The sequence below is a fragment of the Methanosalsum natronophilum genome (assembly GCF_024808815.1).
Lineage (GTDB): Archaea > Halobacteriota > Methanosarcinia > Methanosarcinales > Methanosarcinaceae > Methanosalsum > Methanosalsum natronophilum.
On sequence record NZ_JANUCS010000010.1, the window covers coordinates 61,013 to 76,725 of the forward strand.

17 protein-coding genes and 1 tRNA gene are annotated in these 15,713 nt (G+C 34.8%); 10 read left to right on the top strand and 8 right to left on the bottom strand.

Annotated features, from left to right (window positions below; all coding sequences use genetic code 11):
* Positions 1-5 precede the first annotated feature (5 nt).
* The gene (locus J2T59_RS06550) at positions 6-572 is read left to right on the top strand and encodes an adenylate kinase family protein (RefSeq protein ID WP_259135099.1); all 567 of its coding nucleotides are present in this window, start codon (positions 6-8) and stop codon (positions 570-572) included.
* 158 nt (positions 573-730) lie between these two features.
* Here the strand turns inward: J2T59_RS06550 and J2T59_RS06555 are convergent, their stop codons facing one another.
* From J2T59_RS06555 to J2T59_RS06585, 7 genes are all read right to left on the bottom strand, one after another.
* On the bottom strand, positions 731-937 hold the full coding sequence (locus J2T59_RS06555; RefSeq protein ID WP_259135101.1) for a hypothetical protein: 207 nt from the start codon (positions 935-937) through the stop codon (positions 731-733).
* A 282-nt stretch (positions 938-1,219) separates the two neighbouring features.
* The gene (locus tag J2T59_RS06560; RefSeq protein ID WP_374761081.1) at positions 1,220-1,738 is read right to left on the bottom strand and encodes a nicotinamide-nucleotide adenylyltransferase; all 519 of its coding nucleotides are present in this window, start codon (positions 1,736-1,738) and stop codon (positions 1,220-1,222) included.
* Between the two features lie 206 nt (positions 1,739-1,944).
* Positions 1,945-2,967 carry a F420H2 dehydrogenase subunit FpoF gene (fpoF, locus tag J2T59_RS06565; protein WP_259135103.1) on the bottom strand — a complete coding sequence of 341 codons (1,023 nt, stop codon included), beginning with the start codon at positions 2,965-2,967 and terminating at the stop codon, positions 1,945-1,947.
* A 2-nt stretch (positions 2,968-2,969) separates the two neighbouring features.
* A complete protein-coding gene (gene mer, locus J2T59_RS06570) occupies positions 2,970-3,956 on the bottom strand; it encodes a 5,10-methylenetetrahydromethanopterin reductase (RefSeq protein WP_259135105.1) in 987 nt (328 codons plus the stop codon).
* A 132-nt stretch (positions 3,957-4,088) separates the two neighbouring features.
* Positions 4,089-4,832, bottom strand: a complete 744-nt coding sequence (locus J2T59_RS06575) for an MBL fold metallo-hydrolase (protein WP_259135125.1) — start codon at positions 4,830-4,832, stop codon at positions 4,089-4,091.
* Between the two features lie 20 nt (positions 4,833-4,852).
* Positions 4,853-6,124 carry an ATP-binding protein gene (locus J2T59_RS06580; protein ID WP_259135107.1) on the bottom strand — a complete coding sequence of 424 codons (1,272 nt, stop codon included), beginning with the start codon at positions 6,122-6,124 and terminating at the stop codon, positions 4,853-4,855.
* Between the two features lie 118 nt (positions 6,125-6,242).
* Complete coding sequence (locus J2T59_RS06585) at positions 6,243-6,689, bottom strand: DUF5817 domain-containing protein (protein WP_259135109.1); 447 nt, start codon at positions 6,687-6,689, stop codon at positions 6,243-6,245.
* Between the two features lie 108 nt (positions 6,690-6,797).
* Between J2T59_RS06585 and rimI the strand changes: the two genes are divergently transcribed.
* The gene (gene rimI / locus J2T59_RS06590; RefSeq protein ID WP_259135111.1) at positions 6,798-7,217 is read left to right on the top strand and encodes a ribosomal protein S18-alanine N-acetyltransferase; all 420 of its coding nucleotides are present in this window, start codon (positions 6,798-6,800) and stop codon (positions 7,215-7,217) included.
* Positions 7,218-7,222: 5 nt separating this feature from the next.
* Here rimI and J2T59_RS06595 read toward each other — a convergent pair whose 3' ends face one another.
* Entirely contained in the window at positions 7,223-8,404 is a 1,182-nt protein-coding gene (locus J2T59_RS06595; RefSeq protein ID WP_259135113.1) for a redox-regulated ATPase YchF, read from the bottom strand.
* Between the two features lie 96 nt (positions 8,405-8,500).
* On the opposite strand from J2T59_RS06595, the gene J2T59_RS06600 reads away from it, so the two are divergent.
* The 8 genes from J2T59_RS06600 (at position 8,501) to J2T59_RS06635 (ending at position 15,522) form a co-directional block, all read left to right on the top strand.
* Positions 8,501-8,572: transfer RNA gene (locus J2T59_RS06600), tRNA-Arg, on the top strand.
* Between the two features lie 100 nt (positions 8,573-8,672).
* A complete protein-coding gene (locus tag J2T59_RS06605) occupies positions 8,673-9,092 on the top strand; it encodes a hypothetical protein (protein WP_259135114.1) in 420 nt (139 codons plus the stop codon).
* A gap of 253 nt (positions 9,093-9,345) precedes the next feature.
* A complete protein-coding gene (thsA, locus tag J2T59_RS06610) occupies positions 9,346-10,962 on the top strand; it encodes a thermosome subunit alpha (RefSeq protein WP_259135127.1) in 1,617 nt (538 codons plus the stop codon).
* A 143-nt stretch (positions 10,963-11,105) separates the two neighbouring features.
* The gene (locus J2T59_RS06615; protein ID WP_259135115.1) at positions 11,106-11,663 is read left to right on the top strand and encodes a biotin transporter BioY; all 558 of its coding nucleotides are present in this window, start codon (positions 11,106-11,108) and stop codon (positions 11,661-11,663) included.
* Between the two features lies 1 nt (position 11,664).
* Positions 11,665-12,492 carry an energy-coupling factor transporter ATPase gene (locus J2T59_RS06620; RefSeq protein ID WP_259135116.1) on the top strand — a complete coding sequence of 276 codons (828 nt, stop codon included), beginning with the start codon at positions 11,665-11,667 and terminating at the stop codon, positions 12,490-12,492.
* Positions 12,468-13,298, top strand: a complete 831-nt coding sequence (locus J2T59_RS06625) for an ATP-binding cassette domain-containing protein (RefSeq protein WP_259135117.1) — start codon at positions 12,468-12,470, stop codon at positions 13,296-13,298. Before J2T59_RS06620 ends, J2T59_RS06625 begins: the two co-directional genes overlap by 25 nt.
* Before the next feature lies 1 nt (position 13,299).
* Positions 13,300-14,067, top strand: coding sequence for an energy-coupling factor transporter transmembrane component T family protein (locus J2T59_RS06630; RefSeq protein ID WP_259135129.1), 768 nt, complete (start codon positions 13,300-13,302; stop codon positions 14,065-14,067).
* 330 nt (positions 14,068-14,397) lie between these two features.
* Positions 14,398-15,522, top strand: a complete 1,125-nt coding sequence (locus tag J2T59_RS06635; RefSeq protein WP_259135118.1) for an SO_0444 family Cu/Zn efflux transporter — start codon at positions 14,398-14,400, stop codon at positions 15,520-15,522.
* Positions 15,523-15,713 lie beyond the last annotated feature (191 nt).

The window sequence follows — 15,713 nt, forward strand, 5'->3', positions numbered from 1 at the left end:
CGGTTATGTCTAAATTACAATCTATGTTTATAGGAATTACAGGTACACCAGGTACTGGCAAAACTAGTGTTACAAATACTTTAAAATCAGAGTACAACTATCAAATTCTTGACCTGTATAACTTTATTGAAGAGTATCAACCAGAAAATATTATGGATCCTAAACGTGATTCTTTAATTGTAGATACCGAGATACTCAGAAAGCAAATAAACAGCACATTAAAGTATACTGTAAATGAGCCACTTGTTATAGATGGCCATTTATCACATTATGTAGTAGATAATGCAATTGTCCTCAGGGCTCCACCAGAGATAATTGAAAAGCGTTTAGCATTGAGAAATTATTCTGAATCGAAAGTAACCGAGAATGTTGAGGCAGAAATTTTAGATGTGATTTTGGTTGAAGCATTTGAACTCTGTGAAAATGTCTTTGAGATCGATACCAGTGGAAAAGACATTAACACAGTTGCTATGTATGCTGATTATATTATATCTAGTTTAAAACAGAATAAAATTGATAGGTTAGAGAAGTTCAGGCCTGGAAATGTAGATTGGACGGAAAGGTCCATTTAATTCACCTTCTCTTTTAACAAAAATGCATGATGCTTTTTTCAATCATTTTGTATCGCTATAGTTCATCTCACATCATTGCTTAACAAAATATGGTATTGTTCGCTCTCATGTATACATACTATCTTACAATATGAGGCGAACAGTTTCTAGTTCAATCATCAGTTATCATTTTGTGGTGGTACTGGTTGATCAGGAGTTACTCCATAATATTTTGTACGAGCTTTTCCAAAAGGACAGCCCTCTTCGCCCAGAATACTAAGTTCTATTTCCTGAAGTTTTTTAGCTATTGAATTGCCTGACCTTGCTCCTTTGCAAATAATACAATAATTTTCACAAAATACTGGTGGCTTATTTTCATCTCCCATATATTAATCACCTCAATTAATCAGTGTCTTAACAAGTGAAATAATTAACCCAAAAAATGTTAATAAGAATTTTTTCATTACAGTTCCGTAGTCTTAAGCCCATTGTAACTCAATTTAGGTACAGATTTTAAAATCAATAAAAATAATAAATAAATATTCCAATCACTTGAAAGGTTTTAGAAAGAAATGACTATTTCATTAACAATTAAAAAATAATCTTACATAATAATTTGGCTTTTGTTCTACATAACCCCTTTAACGCAGGTGTAATGTTAGCAACCTTTATGGATCATCACTCATTGCTAGGTTCCTTAGCCTATCGGCTCCATTCACTTCCTCAATAACATCGGCTACTTCAGGAGATACGAGGTGTTTCCAATCTTCTCCCTTCAACATTCTTGAGCGGATCTCAGTACCAGAGTATTGGCTTCTTAGATACATTGGTGGTTGTTTTACTTTAACATTAGCTTCCTTAAAAAGTTGAATAACTAATGGATTGTTAGAATAAACTATTTCAAATGGGGGTGTTCTTGCTGTAACATAAGCTACCCAAACAGTATTTTGTTTTATATCTTCTATTGGCATAGCATAGTGAGGAATACCTGAATTACCTAAAGCATGTCGGATCATCATAACCCTTTCACCTGCCGTAAAAGGGTCTGTAAGTTCATGACTTCTTTGAGCACTTCCAATCCCAATTACCACTTCATCTACTTCTTTGGCAATCATCTCAAGCACTGCCTGATGTCCTAAATGAAATGGTTGAAATCTTCCAATATAAAAAGCTCTTCTCATGTGCATTTCATGACCCATAATTTAACGAATTAAAAATAAAGTCTAGGAAGTTGGTGGTTTTTTTATTTGAGAAAAAATTTAATTATCACTAGATATTCGTTGAAAATAAAAACAATGTGCAAACAAGTTTCCGATACATAAAAATTACATCATTAGCCATACTCTTCACACTAAATTAAAGTTCAGCTTTACATAAGATATATAGATATGTATCAGTAAATGCCTGCATCATCGAAAGTGAACTTTTCACACGCTTCTAAATAATGTTCGGTATTGTTAGAATGTTTCATGTCAGCTAGTTTCTTAATCAAAGACATACCTGGTTTTGGATCCTCCATAGTTTCTAAACCTTCTACTAAATCAAAGTATTTCTGACCGGTTTCGGTTCTAATTAAGACACTATTCCATCCATCTGGTGCTCCAACTGAACCCACTGATATGTCTGCATGTATAGCAGTATAGTCACAGCAAGCATGGCATGGTTCCCTGGCTAATGGAGCGATTTCTGGGATAGGAACATTATGTGTTTCCCCATCTTTTGTGTATGCCCAGAATTTTCCTTTCGCAAAATCTAGTTTCATTACATCTGATACTTCAAGACCAAGTTTTTCTGGAATTATCTTTTCAGTCATGACATCATGATAAAAACTTTCCATACAGAAAAGACCTACCAGTAGGACAATCTTATCATTAATATTATCCATAATTAGCCTTGACCCATGGATCTGGCACGGAACACCAACTACAGCTATTCTTTCATATTGTTCAAATGGTTCCCTTAGTGCAGAAACTACTGAATCATAAGTATATTTAGTACCGGTTGTTTTATCCACGTCCTCTGGTTTGGTCATAAGAATAAGTTCTGTCTGCCAGTTTTCATCCCTGACAATCCCAACAACGCAATCAATCTCATTTTTCTCTAATAATGATTTTAGTATAGCAGAGGTCACACCACCATCTTGGCCTGGGATCGCACTTTTTGCAGCAAAGAAGTTTTGCACATTTTCAAATTCATCTTTGAGGTAGCCATGGACTACTGGACAAACTCTGCCGCAAGCGTAACATTTTTCGCATACTTCTGGAGCAGCTCCTTTGACATATAGTGTCAAATCATCTGGATCTCTAATTTCTGCCTTTGTATTAACGCTGACAGCTTTGACGGGGCACACTGCCGAACATGCCCCGCAAGCAGTACAGACATCATATTCAATGACTTCTGCAATCTTTGGATGCAATCTCACTTTCCTCCAATTATGTCCTTTCCAATGAGCTTGATTGCTTTTTCTTTATTAGGTCCTATTGGTGATCCTACTACGATTTGAGTTACACCAATCTTACGTAGATCATCAATTCTTTGTTTGCATTCTTCAGGGGTACCACATATAGAAAATGCATTCATCATGGCATCTGAGACCAATCCACCCATCAATGCTCCAAAGTCTCCCTTAGATATAGCTTCACCGATCTTTTGTTTATCTTCAGGATTTATCCCATGACGCTCGAGTACCATATCTGGGGAACCTGCTACTATAAATGCAACTACAACTTGTGCTGCTTTTTGAGCTTTTTCTGAATCTTTATCTATTGAGAAACAGGTGTATGCGCCTACATCTATGTCATCCATGCTTCTTCCAGCTTTTTTAGCGCCTGCTGAAATTTTTTCCATGGCAACTTCAAAGTCCTTTGGATGAGATGCATTAATTAGTACACCATCTGCGACCTCCCCGGCTAATTCAAGCATTTTTGGACCCTGGGCACCCATATATATAGGGATATTACCTGTTTTGAATGCCATTTTGGCTCCGCCAACTTTTACCATTTCCCCATCCATGCTTACTTTTTCACCGGCAAAGTATCCCCTTAGGGCTTCTATTGTTTCTTTGGTCGTAGTAAGTGGTTTATCCCATGAGATTCCCATTGAGTCAAAAGTTGCTTTATCTCCTGGACCAATTCCCAATATTGCTCTTCCACCAGAAATGTCATTTATTGAGCCAATACTTGAAGCAGCTATTGCTGCATTCCTTGTATAAGGATTGGTTACACCGGTACCTAGTTTAATGGTATTGGTGTTCATTGCGAGAACCGCGAGTGTCGTATAGACATCACGATTATTAAAGTGGTCTGTTATCCATACATTACTAAACCCTTGATCTTCTGCAAGCTTTGCATAAGATGCGATCTTAAGAACCGGATCGCTTGGTACAAATTCTATTCCAAACGTCATATCAAAATCTCCTGTTTATATTAACGATATGTAGGAAGACATACATATTTAAAACCTTATTGGTATTCATTTTCTGTAACAACTAATAGTAAACGAATATTTAGTATATAAGATTGTTACATGAGTTTATTTTCAAACGATTATCTTCATCCCATCATAGCCTAAAGGGAATTCTTTAGTCGCAATATCATGGGGTTTAAAATAATGGCTTAAGTGAGTCAAAACTGTATACTTAGCTTTGATATTTTCAGATAGTTCCAATGCCTGTTTAGCATCCATGTGTTTTTGTACATTAAACCCAGTTGGTACAATTGCATCAGCAATCAACACATCAGGTTCTTTGATAATATCCATGCTTTTTTTAGGGATGTTAGCGCAAGTATCGCCCGTGATAACAACCTTTTTTCCATTTTCCACGACCACTACACCTACAACTTTTTTCAGTGGAGGGTGGGTTACTTCAAAAAGAGTTATGTTTAAATTATCGATATTAAATGTTTCATAAGCTTGCACATCGTGGCGAATTGGTTTCAAAAAATAGAGATAATCTAGGATGTAGTCAAGTGTATCCGATAAGCCATATACGTCCACTTTTCTCTGAATTCTATGGAATTCTACAAAACCTGCATAGTGATCATAATGCCCATGTGTCCAGATAACTCCATCGATGTGTCCAATGTCGTTTTCAATCAGTTGCCATTTTAGGTCAGGTCCCGTATCTACAAGAATTGAACTGCCATTATTGGATTTAATTAATATTGAAAACCGGTATCTTCTACTTTTGCCACCATTCCTTCCATCGTTACATGTTTCACATTTACATCCAACTACAGGTGTTCCTATAGCATCACCAGTTCCCAATAATGTTACTTCCATCATTCACCTCTCTAATTAAATCAAAATGAATTATCACTTGACTTTATTAGAGCCCTTTCATTGAAATTATCAACGGCTTCCACCAAATCATCTTGAGTCAGATATTTCCTATTATCTACAAGAGAGCTCAAGACCGCTTCCCTTATCACCATTCTTAGATCTGATCCTGTATAGCCTTCGGTCACGTTTGATATTTCAGCTGTATCAAATTCACCTTCAATATCTCTTGTAACGATATCAAGAATCAGTCTTCTCATACTAGCATCTGGCTGTGGGAAATTCATAATTTCATCAAAACGTCTCCAAGCTGCACTATCAAGCATTCGTGGGTGGTTTGTTGCCGCTATTAGCAAAACCCCATCTCTAGTAAGACTGATTTCATCTATTGCTTTGAGCAAAGTATTTACTGCTCTTTTGAGAGCTGCATGTTCATCCGAAACTCTAGTTTTTGCAATAAAATCAAATTCATCAATAAACAAGATACAAGGTGCTAATTTTTTTACTAGTTCAAAAACGCGATCAATATTCTTAGCTGTTTCACCTAAGTACTGGTCTGTAATCATTGAAAGCCTAACTTCAACAAATGGAATGTCTAGCCTTTCAGATAGAGCTCTTGCAACTGAGGTTTTTCCTGTACCTGGTGGACCTACCATTAGAAGTTTACCAATATCATAGAGGCCTATTTGTCGAAGATACTCCCTATGTTTGATTGCTCTAACTATTTTTTCAATCTTTTCTTCTTGGTTTTTAGTTAATATCAAATCTGATAAGGGTTGCATTATATCTTCGGGGGCGATAATGCGAACTAATTTCAGCATATCTTTTCCACCCTCTTCTTCCTCTATTTCACTGATCAGTGAATCAACCCATTCTCGATCAACTTCTTTCGGTTTCACCTTCTCTTTAGCACTTATATAGTCCACTCCATCTTCTTTCAGCTGTTCATAGTAAAATGCAAGAGATGGATTGGTTTCAATTTTTTCTTTAGATTCATCATGTTTATTGAACCAAGAGCTTGCAAGTTCTAAAGAAGTGATTTTTAGCCTAAAACCAGCCTTATCAACCTCGATGAAAGGTAAGGATTTGACTTCTTTCACAACATTTTCAATTCCTAACAAAAATTTTATATCATCAACTGAAACTGAAATTGGTTTTGGAACACTCTTATATTCCTTTTTCCAAAACCGTTTACGTATAGGCTTTGGGAGATCGTTTACATCTAATTCTTCGTGACGATTATACACTTCAGCAGTAAGTAATATTTCTAAAATGTCAATAAGTGGATTTTTCATGATTATACCTGGTCTGAACCCTCTTTGATAGTTATCCAGTGAAATAAGAGATAGTTAATATGATTTCTTTTTAGATATATATTACGTTAGTTCAGAAATATAGGGTTTCAATTTACAATCAAATAAGTCCAACCCAACCAACTCTTGGACAATATATTTCACCTACTTCCAGCATTCTGTCTAGAGTAGATTCTACTTGATTTTCACTGAAATCATATTTTTTAAGTTCGTTCTTTAAATTTGAAATGATCATAGTTCCCCCATTTTTATCTATGACCTGAATAATAATAGATTTAATATCCTTTTTTTTACTATGGCCAGGACGTGGGTCTGTCAAATATTTTTTCAAGATATTCGGAGAAATCTCAGAATTGGTGTCCATTTCAAATTGAATTCTGCCTCTTGCTTCTATGGCCTTATTCAAGTCAGCTGTTTCATATAGTTTTTTTAATCTTTTCCGAGGTAAGATTGCACCACACTGCTGACACTTTGTGTTTTTTGCTCGTATATCATCAATTATCTGAACACTTGACTTGCATTTAGGGCACGCTATAATCACATACATTGTTCAAAACTAAGTTTTTTAGTTTAAAATATTTTTTAACTAGAATCTTTAAAATATAGTTATCCAATATACTATAAATAGTTTCAACTTAAGTTGTAAGTGTAACATATGATTAGAGCTGCAAGTACCCGTGATTTAAATCAGGTTATCAAAATCGAAAAAATGTCTTTTCCGAATCCATGGCACAAGTATATTTTTTATTCAATGGTACAAATGCCAGGTTTTTTTGTTTATGAACTTAAGGAGGAAGTTGTAGGGTACATTATTTTTGAGAAAATTGAGGAGTATGTCCATATTATCAATATCTCAGTTCATCCCCTTCATAGAAACAAAGGGATAGGGTCTAGCCTACTTCAGTTCTGTATTAATTGCTCGGCCAAAAAGTCCGCGATATCAATTTTCTTAGAAGTCAGAGAAAAAGAAAAGGATGTCCAGAAACTGTACAAAATGCATGGATTCCGCATTTCAGCTAGGATAAAAGATTATTACCCTAATGATCATGCACTTCTTATGGAAAGAAATGTTTAATGACTTTATTTTGCAGTTGAAACTATTTTAATAACGTCATTGTTTTTTAGTTCATGCTTTTCACCTAATCTCATTCTAGTTCGTGCATCTATCGCATATAAAAAAGAATCTCCTATATCAGAGTGAACCTTATAAGCTAAATCATGTGCATTGGATCCTTTTTTCATCAAAAATGCATCTGGTAGCATATTTCCATCTTTATCAGTCCATTTTTTCTCATCTTCCACTGGATATACTACGATCATATCAAGGAGTTCGAAAACTGTTTTGTTAATAGTTTCTTGTATTCCAGTACTACCGTATTTTTGAAGGAAATCGTTAATAGAATCAAGTGCTTTCTTCTGAGATGTGGAAATATTTTCCGAGATTAATTTGAAATTTGAAGAGCCTGGTTTGTAATCAATAATTTTATTTAATGATGCTGACCTAAGAGCAAGTTCTGCTGCAGCACTTGTACCTATATTTAAAATGTCCATTTCTCTTATTCTAAGTAAATTTTGCTCCGGAGCTACATCTACTTTATTCAAAGCAATTATCATAGGTTTACTCAAAATACGCATATTGTTGCATAGTTCCAGTAAATCGCCATCTTCCCATTTAGTGCAGTCTTTATTCAGTTTTAACTTAACTAATGTTTCATTGACATCTTCCTCATTTATCCCGGCCCCTGCTAATTGGTCGGATAGAACCAATGATGCTTTTAGATTTTCAGCTTTTATTTTTCTAGAAATTCGGTCCCAATTTCGTTTCAGGATACCAAAAAGCCACATATTGAGTTCTTTATTCAAAAAATAAATATCTTCTACAGGATCATGCGTGCCAACATCTACAGGATTACCTTCTTGATCAGTTCCGCCTGAGCTATCAACCACATGTATGATTGCAGATGCTTGCCTTAATTCATCTAAGAATTTATTTCCAAGACCTCTTCCTTTATGTGCATCTGGTACCAAACCAGCAACATCAATTATTTCAATTGGAACATATCTTTGTTCATCAACACAGTTGCTACATTGAGTTTCTGTTTCATTACAAGGACATGCTGTACTAACATACCCTACTCCTCTATTCGCATCTATAGTAGTGAAAGGATAGTTAGCAATTTCAATATCTGCTAGTGTAGAGGCTTTAAAGAAAGTGGATTTGCCTGCATTAGGTTTACCTGCGAGTCCGATTGTGATTGACATGTTATTATACATCAATTTAGTTGAATTTAACTTTTTTTGAATAAACTGCATCATAATAACATTTATATCATATAAAGCATTAGCTTGACGCGAATTGTCCCGATAGGGTAGTGGATATCCTTGAGGCCTGCGGAGCCTTAGACCCGAGTTCAAATCTCGGTCGGGACGCTTTTTTTACCTTATTAGTTATGTATTAATAAACAATTATTTAAAAGTAAAGCACATTTATTCTACTATAGTAATAGTTATTTTTGCAAGGAGGCATTAAATGAAAGGCCCTGAAACATTACTTAATAATATGAGCAATAATAAGTTAAAGTCAAGTGATATTTTTATCTTTTTAAAGCAACTAGAAGAGGATATTAAGCAGGGAAAGGCCAATGCTTCAAAAGATGATATCCAGTGGTTCCAGGTATTTGGATTTATGATCAAAAAACTTGAAACTGCAATTGCTGGAGATCCTAGTAACATGAGAAGCAGTGATTGGAGAAAATGGGTCGATGATTATAGTAAGCTCCACTCATTCGTAGAAGAAATGGAAGAAAATAACTTAGTTTCAGGTGTTTCATGGTATATCCCAGATATTGCGGTATTTGACATAAACAATAGAACTAGATACAAAGAATATATCTATTCTAAAATTAGAATGTTATTAACAGACATATACGGCTCTGAGATTTTAAATTGATTTACATCAGAATTAGACCTTAATTTTTGTTTTTTGGCCATATTATCAAGCTAACATGTATAATTAATGAATTCTATTTGTAATATACTTTCATAGCTGATTTCTTCTCTTAAATTCAAGCATAGTTTTATATAGACGTGCTTACATTTAGAAATATTAAAATGAGCACAGATTGTGCTCTAGTTCTTTTACAAAACAAACACATATCAAGAATTAATCGTATAACTAAAAGGAGGATATATTAATGGCAAATATGAGTGGACAACCTATTTTTATTCTAGCAGAGGGAACTCAAAGAACTCGTGGAAGAGATGCTCAAGGAAATAACATTATGGCTGCAAAAGCAGTTGCTGATGCAGTAAGAACTACATTAGGACCTAAAGGCATGGATAAAATGCTTGTAGATTCAATGGGAGATGTAGTTATCACAAATGACGGAGCAACTATCCTAAAAGAGATGGATATCGAACATCCGGCTGCCAAAATGATTGTAGAGGTTTCGAAAACACAAGATGATGAAGTGGGTGATGGTACTACAACAGCTGCAATACTGGCTGGTGAGCTTCTAAAGAAAGCTGAAGAACTTATGGATATGGGAATACACCAAACCGTAATCGCAAGTGGTTACTTTGAGGCTACTCGCAAAGCTGCAGAGTTTTTGAAGAATGTAACAATTGAGGTAGAGGAGAATGATGACCAAACCTTAGAAAAAATAGCTGCAACTGCTATAACAGGAAAAGGTGCTGAATCCCACAAACAAAAACTTGCAAAGCTTACTGTAGAGGCAATAAGAGCAATCGCAGAAAAATCTGATTCAAAAATTACAGTTGATGTAGATGATATTAAGATTGAAAAGCGTGCAGGTGGAAGCATAAAGGATTCAGAACTTATTAACGGTATTGTAGTAGATAAGGAAAAAGTTCATCCAAATATGCCAAATCGTGTTGAAAATGCAAAGATTTTGTTGGTTGGTCAGGCTCTTGAACTTAAAAAGACAGAGGTTGATGCCGAAATCAAGATCACTTCACCAGACCAGATGCAAATGTTTCTTGATCAAGAAGAGAAAATGATCAAAGATATGGTCAATAAGATTGTAGAATCTGGTGCTAATGTTGTATTTTGTCAGAAAGGTATTGATGACCTTGCTCAATACTACTTACAAAAAGCAGGCATATATGCACTTAGAAGAATTAAGTCAAGTGACCTTGAAAAATTGTCAAAGGCCACTGGGGCTAAGATTCTACAAGATATAGATGAAATTGAAGATGTAGACATGGGTTCTGCAGGGATTGTGGAAGAAAGAAACGTTGCTGGGTCAAAAATGACATTTGTTATTGATTGTCCAAGCCCAAAAGCTGTTTCAATTGTACTACATGGCGGTACTGAGCATGTAGTTGAGAGTCTAGATAGAGCCCTGCATGATGCACTTCGCGTTGTAGGCGTTGCTGTTGAAGATGGCAAGATAGTAGCTGGAGGTGGATCTCCTGAAATTGAACTGTCACTAAAACTATCTGAATTTGCATCAACACTAAAAGGTAGAGAACAATTAGCAGTCTCCAAATTCGCGGAAGCTTTGGAAATAGTCCCAAAAACACTTGCAGAAAACGCAGGTCTTGACCCAATTGATATTATCGTCGAAATGAAGGCTCAACATGAAAAAGGTAATAGAAGAGCAGGCCTTGACGTATACACAGGTAAGGTAGTCGATATGTGGGAAAATGATGTAGTTGAACCACTTAGAACTAAAACACAGGCTATAAATGCCGCTACTGATGCTGCTGTCATGATACTTAGGATTGATGATGTTATTGCATCTAGTGGAAGAGGCGGTGGAATGCCATCTATGCCAGATATGCCAGAAGACATGTGAAACTATTAACTAAGTTCTACTGGATTTATTCCAGTAATCTCTTTTTTTTTATTTCTTTCTAGTACTAGTTTTTAAGTCTATTGTTTTGTAAATGATCAATAGAGCGCAAAAACCTTAAATTCAATGTTAACCTTTTAGCTCTCATGGTTAACATTAAAGGCGAGGAGTTCATTCACACTGATTCAGAAGATCTTAAAAAGATGGTCTTAGCTGCTTTTTTTGCTGCGCTCATAGCAGTTGCAGCTTATATTAGGATTCCTTTGCCAATTAGTCCTGTCCCAATTACTGCACAGATCCTTTTTGTGTTCTTAGCTGCTACTTATCTAGGCAAAAAGTGGGGAACAATTAGTCTAATTGTTTATTTATTGTTAGGAATAGTTGGTTTACCTGTTTTTGCAGGTGGTGGTTCTGGTGTAGGTGTATTATTGGGCCCAACTGGAGGCTATTTACTAGGATTTGTATTTGCAGCATTTATGATTGGATCCTTGAAAGAAAAAACTAGTTGTAGTTCATTTTTCCATAATTCATTAATAATTGTTTCTGGACTAATCTTGATATATGCACTTGGAGTATTACAAATGAGCATAGTAGCAAATTTGAATTTAGAAGAAGCGATTATTGTAGGCGTTGTTCCATTCTTGGTTCCTGATATTATAAAGGTAGTTGCTGCAGCATACATTACATCAAATTATGAGGTTTAATGTGTTTATTCAAATTAAAAATGTCTATTTCCAATATTCTAAAGGAAATCCAGTAATAAAAGGAATAGATCTTGAAATAGAACGTGGAGAATTTGTTGCAATTATCGGGAAAAACGGATGTGGTAAGTCTACACTTTCCAAGCTATTAAATGGATTATTAATTCCTACAAGTGGCCATATTTTGATAGATGGATTAAATACGGCGTCACCATCAAACCTGTTAGCTATAAGGAAAAAAGCTAGTATTGTATTTCAAAATCCAATTACACAGTTTGTAAGGACTACTGTAGAAGAAGATATAGCTTTTGGACCTGAAAACCTAAATGTACCCACAGATGAAATTAGTCAGTTGGTTAACAACTCATTAGAATTTACATCTATGAGTGAATTTAGATACAGAGAACCAAAAACACTTAGTGGTGGACAAATGCAGCGTACAGCTATTGCAGGTGTTATGGCTATGGAACCAGAGTGTATCATTTTTGATGAAGTGACTTCAATGCTAGATCAAAAAGGTAAGTGTGAGATATTTGCCTACATTAACAAGTTGAAAAAAATCGGTAAAACAATAATTTATGTTACTCACAGAATTGAAGAAGTACTGGATGCTGATAGGTTTGTTCACCTAGATAATGGTATTATAGATTTTATAGGTACACCAACTGATTTTTTTAAGCTAGATGATCTTGACCAAATGGGAATTGAAGTACCTGAAATTGTTCAATTATATTCTATGCTCTATAATGAAGGAATAATTAAACAAAGTCTTGAAATTACAGATATTTCTAGGCTAGAGGAGAATTTATGCCAATTGTTGTCAGAGATGTAACTTACAGCTATAGTAAAGGCACTTCTCTTGAAAATCAGGTTTTGAATAATTTAACCTTTAAGGTAGATGAGGGTAAATTTACGGCCATCCTTGGAGATACAGGTGCAGGCAAGTCAACTCTGTTAAGATTAGTTGTTGGTCTATTAAAGCCTGATAATGGAACTGTTTTGATAGATGGTTTTGATGCGGGACACAGATCCGTCAAAGGAACTATAGGAGTTCTGTTTCAAAATCCAGAAAAACAACTTTTTTCCAAAACATGTTATGAAGATATAGCTTTTGGACCTTTAAACCTTGGGTTTGAAAAGGAAGATGTTCATCAAAAGGTTCTTACAGCAAGTGCTATAGTTGGTTTTGAACAAAAAAACCTAGAAACTTCTCCTTTCAAATTAAGTGGGGGTGAAAAGAAAAAATTAGCTTTAGCAGGAGTTTTAGCTATGGAACCAAAATATCTAATTCTCGATGAACCAACTACTGGGTTGGATTACTGTGGGAAAAAAGGCTTATTATCAAATCTAGGTTTAATTCACTCGAAGGGAACCACTATAATCATGATAACACATCAACTTACTGAATTATTATCACTCGCACAGGATGTATTGTATCTTAAAGATGGAACTATTGATTTCCATGGATCTGTACAGGAGTTTATTGAGTTTCCCTCATCCAATAAACCACCTATTACTCATTTTATGAGCAAATTAAATGAGCATGGTCTTCAAGTTAACCAAAACTTGTATACAGTGAATGAAGCATTTAGCGAGATCAAAAGCTATGTTCATAAACGGATGAAAGATCATGTCTAATATGTTTTTTTCTTATTTCCCTGGAAAATCTTTAATACATGAGCTTGACCCTCGTACTAAGCTATTAGCTTTGTTTTTGTTCAGTATACTTGTGTTCGCCTCACAAACTTTAGAACAATTTTTATTTGTATTTATATGCTTCCTATTTATTGCATTTATTTCAAAAACAAAGCCTCGTGTTTATTGGTATTCTTTAAAGCCTTTGCTCGTGTTTTTTTTATTGATTTTTATAATGCAACTCTTATTTACAGATGGTAATGAGATAATTTCATTCATTAATACATCAATTACTTATGAAGGACTGTATCTTGGATTAACTGTGATTAGCAGATTTGTTTTTCTTATCCTATTTGCTACTGTTTTAACATCCACCACAAGGCCTTCTATGATTACAAACGGTATTGAAAGAATCCTTCGTCCTCTGCCCTTAAAATATTTAGGCATATCTTCACATGAACTTGCAACGATGATGTCCCTTTCAATAAGATTTATTCCAGAGTTATTCGAGAATGCAAAGGAAATTAAAGATGCACAGGTATCGAGAGGTATGGATCCGTCACGCAGTTTCTTAAAGTCCATATCTTCAATATCTATACCTCTTGTATCAAATTCATTAAACTATGTAGAAGAATTAGTTATTGCAATGGAAAATAGATGTTTCCAGGGACAAGAACGAACTAATCTTTATGAATTGAAGATGGATAAAAGTGATTGGATTTCGTTGTTGATTCTATGTTCTTTACTGATCTCATACCTTTATTTTACCTGAACAAATAGGTTTATTGCAATCTAGGAAGAAGTTTCACTCATAAAAAATGTGTAATTTAAAACTATGAAATTTTAATCAAAAGAGCTTTTGTGCATTTCATAACTTGGTGTTTTAGGATCTAATAGTATCATAAATCTTCATGTATTAAATGATATGAATGTTGAAATTTTGCTAAGTTCTTTTAGAAAATATACTCTTAAAATTTGATTGAAGTACCGTATATTGAATGAATGATGCTTCTAAAGAACATTATGTATAGTACTAATATATTCAATAACATGACTGCGCTATTTTATTCCTGCTAAATCTATTAGGGAGATTCATCATAAAATGTACATTGAGTTTATCTTAAATTCAGTTATTGGGACATTAGTAGAATCCTGGATCATCTTTAAAGAGGCTGCACCATATTTGTTGCTGGGTTTTGGGATCGCAGGTATTTTGAAAGTTTTCTTACCTGATGAAAAAATAGTACAGTACCTTGGAACGTCTGCAGGAAAAATAAAATCTTCCATTTATGCTGCAATTGCAGGAATACCTTTACCTCTTTGTTCCTGCGGAGTAGTTCCAACGGCTCTTTCATTAAGGGAAAGAGGAGCTACTAAAGGTGCAAGTTTATCTTTTATGATAGCAACACCAGAAACAGGTGTGGATTCGATTTCAATCACCTATGCTTTGCTGGATCCGATTATGACTTTCTTTAGACCTTTTGCAACTTTCATCACTGCTTCTACAGCTGGTATTATTGAAAACATATTTGATAAAGGTGAAAGTAGCATACAGGATGATAAAATAATAACTACAAATTTGGAGTCCCCGTCAAAGACTTCGTGTAGCAGATCCGATTGCTGTGAAGATAAATCAGATTGTTTTAATGAAATTGAACAAGAACCACATTTCTATTCAAGAGTTAAAGAGGGGATAACTTACGCTTATGTAGATCTAGTTAAAGATATTGGGAAATGGTTACTTTTGGGCATTGCACTTGCAGGTGCAATTACTCATATAATTCCATCCGAGCTGTTAAGCCAGTATCTAGGTGGTGGAGTTATTTCAATGCTTATCATACTTTTAGTAGGAATACCCCTTTATATCTGTGCAACCGCTTCAACACCAATTGCAGCGTCTTTGATAGTAAGTGGAGCCAGTCCAGGAGTTGCGTTTGTATTCTTGCTTGCAGGACCCGCTACTAATATAGTAACACTGACAATGGTAACACAGTTTTTAGGTAAAAGAACAGCTGCAGTATATTTATCAGTAATTGTACTATTCTCTATGATCTTCGGGTTAATACTAGATCACATATATTATATGCTCAATATTGAAGTAGCATTTATTGTTGGAGCTGCTAGTGAAATATTACCAGATGAGATCAAACTAGTTTCTGCAATTATTTTAGCAATAATGATAATAAATTCAATGAACGTAGCTTCTTTAGTCACTCGACGGAGATGAATATATACTTACAAACAGTTCTATATAATGGTAGATTTTAAGGTATCAATAAAAAGAGGAAAAAAATGTCAAATAAAGTGAAATTGAAACGTAGTCGGTTGTGTCACTATTTTGCTGTAAATTCTCCTGTACCACACTTTAGTTAGAGATCCATGTTTAAATATCTATTTCCTGTTAACCATTCTTCGTTC

Excerpts from the sequence above, each read along its gene's own strand:
- J2T59_RS06550 (WP_259135099.1), top strand. The coding sequence starts at position 6 with ATGTCTAAATTACAATCTATGTTTATAGGAATTACAGGTACACCAGGT.
- J2T59_RS06555 (WP_259135101.1), bottom strand. The coding sequence starts at position 937 with ATGGGAGATGAAAATAAGCCACCAGTATTTTGTGAAAATTATTGTATT.
- J2T59_RS06560 (WP_374761081.1), bottom strand. The coding sequence starts at position 1,738 with ATGCACATGAGAAGAGCTTTTTATATTGGAAGATTTCAACCATTTCAT.
- mer (WP_259135105.1), bottom strand. The coding sequence starts at position 3,956 with ATGACGTTTGGAATAGAATTTGTACCAAGCGATCCGGTTCTTAAGATC.
- J2T59_RS06575 (WP_259135125.1), bottom strand. The coding sequence starts at position 4,832 with ATGGAAGTAACATTATTGGGAACTGGTGATGCTATAGGAACACCTGTA.
- J2T59_RS06580 (WP_259135107.1), bottom strand. The coding sequence starts at position 6,124 with ATGAAAAATCCACTTATTGACATTTTAGAAATATTACTTACTGCTGAA.
- J2T59_RS06585 (WP_259135109.1), bottom strand. The coding sequence starts at position 6,689 with ATGTATGTGATTATAGCGTGCCCTAAATGCAAGTCAAGTGTTCAGATA.
- rimI (WP_259135111.1), top strand. The coding sequence starts at position 6,798 with ATGATTAGAGCTGCAAGTACCCGTGATTTAAATCAGGTTATCAAAATC.
- J2T59_RS06595 (WP_259135113.1), bottom strand. The coding sequence starts at position 8,404 with ATGTCAATCACAATCGGACTCGCAGGTAAACCTAATGCAGGCAAATCC.
- J2T59_RS06605 (WP_259135114.1), top strand. The coding sequence starts at position 8,673 with ATGAAAGGCCCTGAAACATTACTTAATAATATGAGCAATAATAAGTTA.
- thsA (WP_259135127.1), top strand. The coding sequence starts at position 9,346 with ATGAGTGGACAACCTATTTTTATTCTAGCAGAGGGAACTCAAAGAACT.
- J2T59_RS06615 (WP_259135115.1), top strand. The coding sequence starts at position 11,106 with ATGGTTAACATTAAAGGCGAGGAGTTCATTCACACTGATTCAGAAGAT.
- J2T59_RS06625 (WP_259135117.1), top strand. The coding sequence starts at position 12,468 with ATGCCAATTGTTGTCAGAGATGTAACTTACAGCTATAGTAAAGGCACT.
- J2T59_RS06630 (WP_259135129.1), top strand. The coding sequence starts at position 13,300 with ATGTTTTTTTCTTATTTCCCTGGAAAATCTTTAATACATGAGCTTGAC.
- J2T59_RS06635 (WP_259135118.1), top strand. The coding sequence starts at position 14,398 with ATGTACATTGAGTTTATCTTAAATTCAGTTATTGGGACATTAGTAGAA.